Source organism: Ruegeria sp. CDSB117 (assembly GCF_059611005.1).
On record NZ_JBXWOS010000004.1, the window covers coordinates 154,754 to 167,249 of the forward strand.

At 59.2% G+C, this 12,496-nt stretch carries 11 protein-coding genes; 5 read left to right on the forward strand and 6 right to left on the reverse strand.

Annotated features, from left to right (window positions below; translation table 11 throughout):
- Window positions 1-18 precede the first annotated feature (18 nt).
- From coaBC to AC2FJC_RS07130, 4 genes are all read left to right on the forward strand, one after another.
- On the forward strand, window positions 19-1,215 hold the full coding sequence (gene coaBC / locus AC2FJC_RS07115; protein ID WP_496738945.1) for a bifunctional phosphopantothenoylcysteine decarboxylase/phosphopantothenate--cysteine ligase CoaBC: 1,197 nt from the start codon (window positions 19-21) through the stop codon (window positions 1,213-1,215).
- Window positions 1,216-1,230: 15 nt separating this feature from the next.
- Window positions 1,231-1,686: a dUTP diphosphatase gene (dut, locus tag AC2FJC_RS07120; protein WP_496725870.1), complete on the forward strand. Its 456-nt coding sequence runs from the start codon at window positions 1,231-1,233 to the stop codon at window positions 1,684-1,686.
- Window positions 1,686-2,735: a HesA/MoeB/ThiF family protein gene (locus AC2FJC_RS07125; RefSeq protein ID WP_496738946.1), complete on the forward strand. Its 1,050-nt coding sequence runs from the start codon at window positions 1,686-1,688 to the stop codon at window positions 2,733-2,735. The genes dut and AC2FJC_RS07125 overlap by 1 nt, the downstream gene beginning before the upstream one ends.
- Before the next feature lie 105 nt (window positions 2,736-2,840).
- The gene (locus tag AC2FJC_RS07130) at window positions 2,841-4,856 is read left to right on the forward strand and encodes a M3 family metallopeptidase (RefSeq protein ID WP_496738947.1); all 2,016 of its coding nucleotides are present in this window, start codon (window positions 2,841-2,843) and stop codon (window positions 4,854-4,856) included.
- 5 nt (window positions 4,857-4,861) lie between these two features.
- Here AC2FJC_RS07130 and AC2FJC_RS07135 read toward each other — a convergent pair whose 3' ends face one another.
- Genes AC2FJC_RS07135 through AC2FJC_RS07160 form a run of 6 tightly spaced genes read right to left on the reverse strand, consistent with a single transcriptional unit; the run spans window position 4,862 to window position 11,429 of the window.
- Window positions 4,862-5,794 (reverse strand): 2-hydroxyacid dehydrogenase, encoded by a 933-nt coding sequence (locus AC2FJC_RS07135; protein WP_496738948.1) that lies wholly within the window; start codon window positions 5,792-5,794, stop codon window positions 4,862-4,864.
- Window positions 5,795-5,809: 15 nt separating this feature from the next.
- Window positions 5,810-6,949, reverse strand: coding sequence for a rod shape-determining protein RodA (gene rodA, locus AC2FJC_RS07140; RefSeq protein ID WP_058273483.1), 1,140 nt, complete (start codon window positions 6,947-6,949; stop codon window positions 5,810-5,812).
- Window positions 6,946-8,895, reverse strand: coding sequence for a penicillin-binding protein 2 (gene mrdA, locus AC2FJC_RS07145; RefSeq protein ID WP_496698828.1), 1,950 nt, complete (start codon window positions 8,893-8,895; stop codon window positions 6,946-6,948). The genes rodA and mrdA overlap by 4 nt, the downstream gene beginning before the upstream one ends.
- A complete protein-coding gene (locus tag AC2FJC_RS07150) occupies window positions 8,892-9,428 on the reverse strand; it encodes a rod shape-determining protein MreD (RefSeq protein ID WP_282120150.1) in 537 nt (178 codons plus the stop codon). Before AC2FJC_RS07150 ends, mrdA begins: the two co-directional genes overlap by 4 nt.
- On the reverse strand, window positions 9,421-10,323 hold the full coding sequence (mreC, locus tag AC2FJC_RS07155; protein ID WP_108860807.1) for a rod shape-determining protein MreC: 903 nt from the start codon (window positions 10,321-10,323) through the stop codon (window positions 9,421-9,423). The genes AC2FJC_RS07150 and mreC overlap by 8 nt, the downstream gene beginning before the upstream one ends.
- A 59-nt stretch (window positions 10,324-10,382) precedes the next feature.
- Window positions 10,383-11,429, reverse strand: coding sequence for a rod shape-determining protein (locus AC2FJC_RS07160; RefSeq protein WP_039523195.1), 1,047 nt, complete (start codon window positions 11,427-11,429; stop codon window positions 10,383-10,385).
- Window positions 11,430-11,584: 155 nt separating this feature from the next.
- Here AC2FJC_RS07160 and AC2FJC_RS07165 point away from each other — a divergent pair, with 155 nt between their 5' ends.
- Entirely contained in the window at window positions 11,585-12,376 is a 792-nt protein-coding gene (locus tag AC2FJC_RS07165; protein WP_496738949.1) for a 23S rRNA (adenine(2030)-N(6))-methyltransferase RlmJ, read from the forward strand.
- The last annotated feature ends 120 nt before the right edge of the window (window positions 12,377-12,496 follow it).

Sequence of the window (12,496 nt, forward strand, 5' to 3'; positions counted from 1 at the left end):
GGACGGGAAGGGCACAATATGCTGGCATCGAAACGCATTCTTCTAATCATCGGCGCTGGAATCGCGGCCTATAAGTCGCTGGATCTGATCCGGCGGCTTAAAGAACGTGGTGCTTCGGTAACACCGGTTCTAACAGGCGCGGCAGAAGAGTTCGTAACCCCGCTGTCGGTCTCGGCGCTGGCTGGAGAGAAGGTTTATCGCGATCTGTTCGACCTGACGGATGAGGCCGAGATGGGCCATATTCAGCTGTCGAGGTCCGCCGACCTTATCGTGGTCGCACCGGCAACGGCGGACATGATGGGAAAGATGGCGGCTGGGCTGGCCAACGATCTGGCCTCGACGCTGCTGATGGCGACAGATACCCCGGTTTTGTGCGCTCCGGCGATGAACGTTCGCATGTGGGATCACCCGTCAACACAGCGCAACCTCAAGCAATTGCAGGCAGATGGCATCCGGTTTGTCGGACCCAATGAGGGTGACATGGCTTGTGGAGAGTACGGCCCAGGTCGAATGTCGGAGCCTCTTGAGATTGTGGCCGCGGTCGAGGCGCAACTTGGCAACGGTCCGCTAAAGGGCAAGCGTATTCTGATCACCTCCGGCCCGACACATGAACCGATCGACCCTGTGCGCTACATCGCCAACCGGTCCTCAGGCGCGCAGGGCACCGCGGTGGCACGGGCGTTGTCTGCGCTGGGCGCTGATGTGGTTTTTGTTACCGGCCCTGCCGATGTTTCGCCGCCCGAAGGTGTGCAGGTGATCCGCGTGGAAACCGCGCAGCAGATGTCTGACGCGGTCGACGCTGCACTGCCGGTAGATGCGGGTGTGTTTGCTGCTGCGGTTGCGGATTGGCGCATGGCGGCTGCTTCGGACAAGAAGCTTAAGAAAAGCCGCGATGGTCTTCCGGTGCTTGAGTTTGCTGAGAACCCGGACATCCTCAAACGCGTGTCTAGGCTGGATGCGGGGCGGCCGACGTTGGTAGTTGGCTTTGCCGCAGAAACTGACAACGTGCTTGAACACGCGACCGCAAAACGTGCGCGAAAAGGTTGTGATTGGATCGTCGCCAATGATGTCAGCCCGGCGACCGGCATCATGGGGGGCTCGGAAAACGCGGTTACCCTGATCTCGGACGATGGGGCTGAAGAATGGCCGCGTATGGGCAAGGATGCCGTGGCGCAACGTCTGGCGCAAAAGATCGCCGACGCTTTGGCAAGCTGAACAAGAGGTGCAGTGATGGTAGCAATTCGTGTGATCCGCGAAGACGGGGCTGATCCGGCCATCGCTTTGCCGTCTTATGAAACGACCGGAGCGGCGGGGGCGGACGTCCGGGCAAACCTGCCCGATGGCGCGCCTATCACGCTGGCGCCGGGACAACGCGCCTTGGTCCCCACGGGGTTACGGATCGAGATCCCAAACGGGTACGAGGTGCAGGTTCGACCCCGGTCTGGCCTTGCGCTGAAACACGGGATTACCCTGCCTAATACGCCCGGCACGATCGACAGTGACTATCGCGGCCCGCTGGGGGTGATTCTGCTGAACGCCGGTCAGGAAAGTTTTGAGATTGCGCATGGTGAACGCATCGCGCAACTGGTCGTCGCCCCAGTCGTGCAGGCTGCGTTTGAACCCGTTGAGGTGCTCAGCGACACAGATCGCGGCGCAGGCGGTTTTGGCTCGACTGGACGCGGTTGATGCTTCTGGTTCTGATCCTTGCCGGTGCTCTGTGGGGCATTGGGTACGTAGCGGGGGTGTCCCGAACTGCTCGCTCCGTGTCGGTCAGCGTTTTGCTGATCGGAGTACTTGTTATCCAACTGACGTTGCCGGGTGGGCATCCGCTGCGCGAGGCAACCGGCGGGTCTGCGGCATTGTGGTTGATCCTGGGGGGCGCAGCGGTTTTGGTATTGAGCTATGGCAAGGTGCTCAAAACGCTGCGCAACCGTGCCGCGCCACAGCCAGCCGAGGAAACCGCGATGCAGTCTGACAAGTTCTCTGAGACTGAGTTGGAGCGGTATGCCCGCCACATCGTCCTGCGCGAACTGGGCGGGCCGGGGCAGAAAAAGATGAAACAGGCCCGTGTGCTGGTGATCGGCGCGGGCGGTCTTGGTGCGCCTGCATTGCAGTATCTTGCGGCGGCTGGGGTGGGCACCATCGGTGTGATCGACGACGATATTGTTGAAAACGCCAATCTGCAGCGGCAGGTGATCCATCGCGACGCCGATATCGGGATGCCTAAAGTTTTCTCGGCCCAGCAGGCCATGCAGGCCCAGAACCCAAACGTCGTTGTCCTGCCTTACCATCGCCGCCTGACCGATGAAATCGCGGCGGACCTGTTCGACGATTTTGACCTGATCCTCGACGGGACCGACAATTTCGACACACGCTATTTGGCCAATCGCACTGCGGTGGCGCTGGGTAAACCGCTGATTTCGGGTGCTCTGTCACAATGGGAAGGCCAACTGAGCGTCTTTGACCCGGCCAACGGTGCCCCGTGTTATCAGTGTATCTTCCCCGAGGCCCCGGCTCCTGGCTTGGCCCCATCTTGTGCCGAGGCCGGTGTCATTGGCCCGTTGCCCGGCGTGGTGGGCTCGATGATGGCGGTTGAGGCGATCAAAGTAATCACGGGCGCCGGGCAGGCGCTGCGCGCCGAAATGCTGATCTATGACGCGCTTTATGGCGAAAGCCGCAAGATCACACTGACCCGACGCTCAGATTGCCCCATCTGCCGAGCAGAAGACGCGTAGGGCAATCGTCGCGCCAGCATTGCAGTAGAATTTCGATGTATTGCAGGCACGGCCTCTGGACCATTCCACCCCGCCTCCCTAGCTTGACCAGCAAAGGAGATCCGCATGACTAACCCGATCCTGTCCGCCTGGACCACTCCATTTGAAATCGCGCCATTCGCCCGGATTTCGGATGACGATTTCGCTCCTGCATTGGACGAGGCGATGGCTACCCATAACGCGCAGATCGACGCGATTGCAAACAACCCCGAACCGGCCAGTTTTGCCAATACAATCGAGGCACTTGAAGCGGCCGGAGAGCAGATGGACAAGGTGCTGTCTGTCTTTTTCACCGTTGCGGGTGCCGACAGCAACCCGGCACGGGAAGAGCTGCAACGCGCGTTTTCGCCCAAACTCTCGGCGCACTTTTCGGGGATTTCGTCTAACAAAGCTCTGTTCCAGCGGGTGGCGGATCTGTGGGCGCGCAAGGATCGACTGGACCTGACCGACGAACAGGCCCGTGTTCTGATGCTGACCCATCGTGGTTTCGTGCGTGCAGGTGCCGCATTGGATGGCGACGATGACACCCGCATGCAGGAGATCAAGTCGCGCCTAGCCTCGCTGGGGACTTCGTTCACCCAAAATCTTCTGGCGGACGAACGGGAATGGTCAATGGACATGTCCGAAGATGATTTGGAAGGGTTACCGGAATTCGTTGTGGATACGGCGCGGGCCGCTGGGGATGAGAAGGGGGCTGATGGACCTGTCGTCACTCTATCCCGGTCGCTGATCGTTCCGTTTTTGCAATTCTCACCCCGCCGCGATCTGCGAGAGAAAGCGTACCGCGCCTGGACAGCACGCGGAGCCAATGGCGGTGAAACGGACAACCGCGAGATTGCGGCCGAGATCCTGAACTTGCGAGAAGAACGTGCCAAGCTATTGGGATATGCCGGTTTCGCCGACTACAAGCTGGAAACTGAAATGGCCCGAACGCCGGATCGCGTTCGCGATCTGCTGATGCAGGTTTGGGAACCGGCAAAAAAGCGGGCGGACGCGGATGCAGAAATCCTGACCACCATGATGCAGGAGGATGGCGTGAATGACCCGCTCGAGGCTTGGGACTGGCGCTACTACGCCGAAAAACGCCGCAAGGCCGAACATGATTTGGATGAGGCAGCGCTGAAACCTTACCTGCAGCTTGATCGCATGATCGAGGCTGCCTTTGCCTGTGCCAACAGGCTATTCGGGCTAGAGTTCACCCCGCTGGACGTGCCGCTTTATCACCCCGATTGCCGGGCTTGGGAGGTGACGCGCGACGGGCAGCATATTGCGGTTTTCATTGGCGATTACTTTGCGCGTGGGTCCAAGCGCTCGGGCGCATGGTGCAGCGCCATGCGGGGTCAGGCAAAGTTCCCCAAGGAACAGGCCCCAATCGTGATCAACGTCTGCAATTTTGCCAAAGGTGACCCCGCGCTGCTGTCGTATGACGATGCGCGCACGCTATTCCACGAGTTTGGCCATGCCTTACATCAGATGTTGTCCAACGTGACCTACGAAAGCATCTCGGGCACCAGCGTTGCACGTGATTTCGTAGAGCTTCCCAGTCAGCTCTATGAACACTGGCTGGAGGTACCCGAGGTCCTGGCGGAATTTGCGACCCATGCTGAAACCGGTGAGCCGATGCCTCAAGACATGCTGGACAAGGTATTGAAGGCGGCGAATTTCGATCAAGGGTTCCAGACCGTGGAATACGTGGCCTCGGCACTGGTTGATCTCGCGTTCCATGATGGCGCAGCACCATCTGACCCGATGGCAAAACAGGCCGAGGTACTGGCCGGTATCGGAATGCCAAAAGCCATTGGTATGCGCCATGCGACACCGCATTTTGCGCATGTCTTCGCGGGCGACGGCTATAGTTCTGGCTACTACAGCTACATGTGGTCCGAGGTCATGGATGCAGACGCATTTGCTGCATTCGAAGAAGCTGGCGGAGCCTTTGATGCGGAACGGGCAAAGGCCCTTGAGGACAATATTTTATCCACAGGCGGGTCCCGCGAAGCCGAAGACCTGTATCTTGCGTTCCGCGGACGTTTGCCAGGGGTCGAAGCGCTGTTGAAAGGCCGTGGGCTAGTTGCGGCCTGACCGGATCAGTAGCCCAGATGGCGGTCAACGAGGTGCAGGAAGGGCTTTCCTTCCTCGCCTCGGATAATGTTCTCACAGATCACCTGAGCTGCGGTCGCCGGGCGGGTTTCCGACGCGATATGCGGCGTGACCGTCACGTTGGGATGTGCCCAGTAGGGGTGCTCTGACGGCAGGGGTTCCACGCGAAACACGTCTAGCGTGGCGTGGCTAATGTGCCCCGAATCCAACGCGGCCAGCAGTGCATCGTCGTCGATCAATGGTCCGCGCCCGGGGTTGATGATCCGCGCGCCCTTGGGCAGAACGGCCAGAGTGTCCGCATTCAGTGCATTCACCGTCGCCGGGGTGTCGGGCAACAATAGAACCACGATCTCGGCACTAGATAAGGCGGTACGCAAGCCGTCAGTGCCGTGCAGGCAGGTCACGCCGGGGATGTCCTTTGCGGTTCTGCTCCAACCCGTGACTTTGAAATTCAGCGCGGCCAGCGCCGTTGCGGCGGCTTCTCCTAATGCACCAAGGCCCAGCACACACACATTCCGCTCGCTGGCGAGCGGCGGGGCGTCAGGTGTCCAGACACCGTCCTGCACCGTGATATAGCGGTCCATGCCCAGATGATAGCGCAGCACCTGACCGACGACCCATTCCGTCATGCCGTGCTTTAGCCCGTGGTCAACCATTCGCGCCAGCGGAACGGTCAGCGTTTCATTGCCCGCAATTTTCTCAACTCCTGCCCAAAGGCTCAGAACCGCCTTCAATCGTGTGTAGGGTGAAAAATCCAGCAGCCCGCTTGTTGGTGCATAAACGACGTAGTCGACCTGATCAGGCTCAAACTCAGTTGCCAGACGGAAGTCCAGATTGGCCTGCGACAGCCCTTTTGTAAGTAGAGGTTCATACACGGGCCATTGTTCTGGGCGCGCGGAAAACAGGACGTTTACGGGCATGATGGGCCTTTCAATTCAGCGGGGGCGGTGAATATGCGCGCTTTGAACAATGCCGAAGGCAGCCATCAGAACCAGCATGGCGGACCCGCCGTAGCTGACCATCGGCAGGGGTACGCCCACAACCGGCGCAAGGCCCATGACCATGGACATATTGACCGCAAAGAACAGGAAGAAGTTGAGCGCAACGCCCAAGGTGACCAGGGATGAGAACCGGTCCTTTGTCGCCAAAGCCGTGACCATACAAAAGATAATAATCAGGGCGTAAAGGGTCAGCAAAGTGATGCCTCCGACAAACCCGAATTCCTCGGCCAGCGTGGTAAAGATGAAGTCCGTGTGCTTTTCGGGCAGGAAGTTCAGGCGCGACTGTGTCCCTTGCATGAACCCGCGCCCGTTCCAGCCGCCTGACCCCAGCGCGATTTTCGACTGGGTAATGTGATAGCCTGCACCCAGCGGATCGGTGGAGGGATCAAGGAAGGTATCTATTCGGCGGAACTGGTAATCCTTGAGCAACTGCCACTCGGTGCCCCGGCTGTTGAACACGGTGGCAATTAGGCCGACCACCGCCGCGATAACGGCGGCGAAATAAGCCCAGTGCACACCAGCCAGGAACATCAGTCCCCCGCCCGCCGCCAACAACAGGATCGAGGTGCCCAGATCGGGTTGTTTTAGGACCATAGCCGTAGGGATCAGGATCAGGATGACCGGTATAAGCACCCAGAGCGGTCGCGATGTCTTATGAGACGGCAACCAATCGTAGTAGGCAGCCAGAACCATGACCAACGCAATCTTCATGACTTCGGAAGGCTGGAGCCTCATGAAACCAAGGTCGATCCAACGCTGCGCACCCATGCCGATGGTGCCAAAGAGTTCCACAAATATCAGCAGAACGATCGAGCCGAGATAGGCCAAAACGGACATGTTGCGCCAGAACCAGATCGGTACCAACGCGATGATGAACATAACGGTCAATCCCAGTCCGAACCGCTCAATCTGGGGTTCGGCCCAGGGCATCCAGGACCCGCCCGCGACCGAATACAGCATCAGGAATCCGGCGCTGGCGACGCTGATCAGCAACAAAGTCAGCGGCCAGTTCATGTAGAGGAACTTGCGAAACCCCGTTGGCGTGGATTTGACGGCGTACTCAAGATAGCTCATGCGCGGTCCTTTTCATCAGGTCGCGCTTTGGGGCGGCGGTCGCCCTCAAGCCGTTTTTGTTGTTCCTTGATGCGGTCACGATCTGCAACCGGATAAGCCTCGAGCGGTGGCGTGCCGTTGTACAGAGCCTGCAGCATGATATCCCGCGCGACCGGGGCCGCTGCCTTGGATCCGCCACCGCCGTGTTCCACCACCACTGCCACGGCGTATTTCGGATTGTCGTACGGCGCATAGCTGACGAACAGCGCGTGGTCGCGCCGTTCCCACGGCAGGTCTTCGTTGCGGATTACGCCAGCCGCGCGTTCGGCCTTGGTGATGTTGCGTACCTGGCTGGTGCCGGTTTTACCGGCCATGCGGAATTCATCATTGATGATACGGCTGCGATAGGCGGTGCCTGCCCTATCGTTCGAGACCGAGAACATCGCTTTGCGCACCTGATTCAGGTTGTACGGATTGACGTCCAGCGGCTCACCTGCTCCTGACGGTTCCTCGACGCCATTGACGGACCGCACCAGACGGGGTGTCACGGCCCGGCCCGTGGCGATCCTTGCCGTCATGACCGCAAGCTGTAGGGGCGAGGCCAGCATGAACCCTTGCCCGATCGAGGCATTCGCGGTGTCGCCCACCAGCCAACCTTCACCGTGGACCCGCTCTTTCCATGCCTGATTGGGGGCCAAACCCGCGGCGACAGCTGACATCGGGATATCGTGCTTGACGCCCAGTCCGAATTTGCGCGCCATTTCAGAGATTTTGTCGATGCCGGTACGCACGGCGACATCGTAGTAGTAGACGTCGCAGCTGCGCTTTAGCGACAAATTGAGATCCACTGTCCCATGCCCGCCGCGCTTCCAGCAGTGGAAGCGGCGGCTACCGACCTTTAGGTGGCCGGGGCAATAGACGGTGTTGCCGGGGCCAACAACTCCGGCCTCAAGTGCGGCGAGCGCAGTGATCATCTTGAAGGTCGAACCCGGCGGGTAGGTGCCCTGAACCGTCTTGTTGGCCAGGGGGCGGTAGTTGTCTTCAGTCAATGCCCGGTAATCCGCGACCGATATCCCGCGCACGAACAGGTTCGGGTCGAAACTGGGGGCAGAACTGATGGCCCGGATATCCCCGGTTTCGCAGTCGATGACGACGGCAGCCGCGCTTTCACCGGCCAGGCGCGCCTGGGCGTATTGCTGCAGGTCCGCATCAACGGACAATTGCAGATCGGCCCCTGCCTCGCCTTCTTGCCGGTCAAGCTCGCGCATGATGCGGCCTGTGGCGTTGACCTCGACACGTTTTGCGCCAGCTTTTCCGCGCAGGCTGATTTCCTGTTTGGACTCCAGACCGACCTTGCCGATCTGGAACCGGGGGATACGCAGCACCGGTTCGGGATCTTCGATCAGGCTGAGATCATAGTCACTGACCGGCCCGACGTAACCAACGACATGAGCGAAATCCTCGTAGCGGGGATACTGACGCGCCATGCCCACCTCAGGCGTAACGCCGGGCAGGGCGGGCGCATTGACAGCGACCTTGGAGATATCCTCCCACGTGACCTGATCGGCCAGTGTGACTGGCAGGAACGGGGCAGAACGGCGCATCTCGGTCTTGGCGCGATTAATCTCTTCCTGAGTCAGCGGGATAAGCTCTGAAAGTTTGGCGATGACTTTGTCGACGTCGCCCGCATCTTCGCGGACCATAACAATACGATAGGACTGCGTGTTTTGTCCGATGATCTGGCCGTTGCGGTCATAGATGCGCCCGCGCGTTGGCGGGATCAGGCGAATGTTGATCCGGTTTTCTTCGGCCAGCAGACGGTACTCGTCAGCCTGATCCACTTGCATAAAGCGCATTCGCGCTGCCAGGCCGCCGATAAACGCAGTCTGCAACCCACCCAGGATCAACGCGCGGCGCGGCAGGCGTTTATAGGCCAATCCTTGCGCTTTGGGATTGCGTTGTTTCATGCCCTGGCCCCTCTTGTGCCGGGGTCCGACACTGACACGCGCCGAACGCCAAGCACATTCTGGCTGAGAAGTACGACGAGAGGATAAACCGCAATTGTCAGAACCACTTGTATCACCACAGGACCCAAAGCTGCTTGCTGTACCGATAGAATAGCAAGAATGACACGGTTCAATATGAAAATTCCCGCGATCACCACAGCGGCCGTTGTCCATTCAGCCATAAACCCGGCGTCGCGCATTCCGGGCGCGGCCGAGCGCAGATACGACGATCCCAAAACCACAAGTGCTGCCAGCAGGCCCGGAGGTCGTTGCAGCAGCAAATCGGCCATCAGCATCACCGCAGCAACCAGAAAAATGGGAACGTATTCCGGTCGGCGAAGAACCCAGGCGAACGTTAAAGCAATAAGCATGTCCGGAAACGGCCACCGGTCCGGCTGTGTATCCAAAGGCAGAAGATGCAGGAACATAATCAGTAACGCCAGAAACACGTACAAACAGCGTTTGAGCCAAAGATGAGAGGTTTGCCTATCCATCGCCGACCTCCGGTGGGGTCAGGGCAGCCTCGGGTTGCCGTGGACCCACGATGCCGCCAGGATCCGAGATCACCGGGGCCAAGTGGAAGCGCAGAACGCGAAGGAATTCCAGTCGTTCGAAATCTGCGGAGAGGCGCACCCGCAAACGCCCGCCTGGGTCTTCGGTGATCTGCCCGATCAGCAACCCTCCGGGGAACACGCCGCCATCACCCGAAGTTACAACACGGTCGCCGGGACGTACCAGTTCGCGGTTTTCCAGAAACTCCACTGACGGGGATTGCGTGTTGTCGCCGGTGATCAGGGCGGTTTGGCCAGACGGTTGAATTGTGGCCGGTATAGCGCTGGATGCATCCGTCATCAGGATGACACGCGCGGTGTCGGGGCCAACGCCCGAGATACGCCCGACGACGCCAATCCCGTCCATGGTGGCCCAGCCGTCCCTGATCCCGTCTCTCTCACCCACGTTCAGCAGGACCGACTGGCGGAAGGGCGAGCCGCTATCGGCCATGACCACCCCGGTGATATAGGTCAGGCGCGGATCAAGACGCACATTGTTCAGGTCCAGAAGCCGAGCATTTTCCTGCTCCAGCTGCAACGCGGCCTCTTTCCAGGCGCGCATGATGCGCAATTCGCTGCGCAATTCCTGGTTCTGATCACTCAGCCGTTGGTAACTTTGGAAATCGCGCACCAGATTGACGGCGGCGGTGACAGGAACCATCGCCCATTCCATCGACGGCACAACACTGTCCACGACCTGTGCGCGAAACCGTTCCACGCGCGGGCTGTCGATCCGCCAGATCAGAAAGATGCCTAGCAGACACAACACAACAATCCCCAGCAGCAGGCGGCGCAAGGGGGTTGTGTATTCATCGCGCTGTGATCGGTCTTTCGCCACAGGACTCCTTCCCGTGCTGCTCGTGCCGAATTTACCCTATGTGGTAAAGGGTGCGCGCCTTAGCTTTCGTAGTCAATCGCGTGGCGCAGTTGTTTTTCGTATTCCAACGCCTTGCCGGTGCCCAAAGCCACACAATTCAGGCTTTCGTCGGCAATCGACACGGCCAAGCCGGTCTGTTCGCGCAGGGCAAGGTCCAGATCGCCCAACAATGCACCGCCGCCGGTCAGCATCACGCCCCGGTCCACGATATCCGCCGCCAGATCAGGCGGAGTGGTTTCCAGTGCGGTCATTACCGCCTCGCAAATCTGCTGGACGGGTTCGGACAGCGCCTCGGCCACTTGGGCCTGGCTGATCTCAATTTCCTTGGGCACACCATTCAGCAAGTCGCGTCCGCGAATGTGCATCGACTGGCCGCGGCCGTCATCGGGCATGCGCGCGGTGCCGATGGTGGTCTTGATCCGCTCGGCCGTGGATTCACCGACCAGCAGGTTCTGCTGGCGGCGCAGGTACGAGATGATCGCCTCGTCCATACGGTCACCGCCAACGCGGACCGAGCGGGCATATACGATGTCACCCAGCGACAGAACAGCAACCTCGGTGGTGCCGCCGCCGATATCGACAACCATGTTGCCGGTCGGGTCGGTGATGGGCATGCCCGCTCCAATCGCGGCAGCAATAGGTTCGGCAATCAGACCGGCGCGGCGGGCGCCTGCGGACAGAACCGATTGCCGGATCGCGCGCTTTTCAACAGGTGTCGCGCCGTGGGGGACGCAGACGATAATTTTTGGCTTCGAAAAAGTTGAACGCTTGTGCACTTTGCGGATGAAGTGCTTGATCATTTCCTCTGCAGTATCAAAGTCGGCAATCACGCCTTCGCGCATCGGGCGGATGGCTTCGATCGAACCGGGGGTCCGGCCCAGCATCAGCTTGGCGTCTTCACCAACGGCCAGAACCTTTTTTACGCCGTCCTTGACGTGATACGCCACCACAGAGGGTTCAGACAGGATAACACCGCGCCCCTTGACATAAACCAGCGTGTTCGCTGTCCCAAGGTCGATAGCCATGTCCGCTGTGAACAGGCCGCCCAGATTGCCAAAGATCCCCATATTTTTCCCTGATCCTGTATGTCAGTTTTCTACTGCCCGCGACTCGACGGTTCCGGGACGGATGACTTATAGGGTGCCAACTCGCCCGGTAAAAGGGCTGATTCCGCGACAATCAGCACCTTTCCGCCTTAATTGCAGGGACTTTAGAAGGCAACATGCTCTCATATCAACACATTTACCACGCAGGTAACCTTGCGGACGTCCATAAGCACGCAATTTTGGCAGAAACGCTGGCCTATCTGACTCAAAAGGACAAACCGCTCAGCTACATCGAAACCCATTCGGGGCGGGGGCTGTACCAGTTGGACTCGGATCAGGCCGTTCAGACCGGTGAAGCAGCTGCGGGAATTGAACGTGTGTTGACCGAAGGCTGGTTTGACACGGATCATCCTCTGAGCAGCGCCATTGCCGCTGTGCATGATCGGTATGGCAAAACGGCGTATCCAGGGTCGCCCTTGATCGCAGCGAACCTGCTGCGTCCGCAGGATAAGATGCATCTTGCTGAATTGCATCCGCAGGAATACCGGGCGCTGTCTGACGCCATGATCACGACCGGTGCCCGGAGCTATCAGCAGGATGGCTTTGAACTGGCCCAGTCCCTTCTGCCACCAACACCGCGCCGCGGTGTATTGCTGATTGATCCAAGCTATGAGGTCAAATCCGACTATGACAGGCTGCCCGGCATCGTGGCTTCGCTGAATCGGAAATGGAACGTGGGTGTGATCGCGTTATGGTATCCGATACTGGCCAATGGGCGGCATCAGGCCATGCGCGACGCTTTGACAAAACGGGATTTCCCTAAGGTTCTACACCACGAGGTCCACTTTCCGGCCGCACGCGAAGGGCATGGTATGGTTGGATCGGGAATGTTCGTTGTGAACGCGCCCTATGGTCTGAACGAGTGCGCCAAAACGCTGGACGGCCTGTTTGGCAAACTGCGCGGATGAGCAATCAGTGATCACATGTGATTTTCCTAAAGTAGGCCTCGCAGGTATAAAATCTGCTGTGACAGCAATGGGCTTTCAGGAAAAACCGTTTTTTCAACGCCGGGACCTTGATTTCTGGTG

Bases quoted from the DNA above. Each gene is read 5' to 3' on its own strand.
- coaBC (WP_496738945.1), top strand. From the start codon at position 19: ATGCTGGCATCGAAACGCATTCTTCTAATCATCGGCGCTGGAATCGCG.
- AC2FJC_RS07125 (WP_496738946.1), top strand. From the start codon at position 1,686: ATGCTTCTGGTTCTGATCCTTGCCGGTGCTCTGTGGGGCATTGGGTAC.
- AC2FJC_RS07160 (WP_039523195.1), bottom strand. From the start codon at position 11,429: ATGGGGATCTTTGGCAATCTGGGCGGCCTGTTCACAGCGGACATGGCT.
- AC2FJC_RS07135 (WP_496738948.1), bottom strand. From the start codon at position 5,794: ATGCCCGTAAACGTCCTGTTTTCCGCGCGCCCAGAACAATGGCCCGTG.
- AC2FJC_RS07130 (WP_496738947.1), top strand. From the start codon at position 2,841: ATGACTAACCCGATCCTGTCCGCCTGGACCACTCCATTTGAAATCGCG.
- AC2FJC_RS07165 (WP_496738949.1), top strand. From the start codon at position 11,585: ATGCTCTCATATCAACACATTTACCACGCAGGTAACCTTGCGGACGTC.
- AC2FJC_RS07150 (WP_282120150.1), bottom strand. From the start codon at position 9,428: ATGGATAGGCAAACCTCTCATCTTTGGCTCAAACGCTGTTTGTACGTG.
- rodA (WP_058273483.1), bottom strand. From the start codon at position 6,949: ATGAGCTATCTTGAGTACGCCGTCAAATCCACGCCAACGGGGTTTCGC.
- mrdA (WP_496698828.1), bottom strand. From the start codon at position 8,895: ATGAAACAACGCAATCCCAAAGCGCAAGGATTGGCCTATAAACGCCTG.
- dut (WP_496725870.1), top strand. From the start codon at position 1,231: ATGGTAGCAATTCGTGTGATCCGCGAAGACGGGGCTGATCCGGCCATC.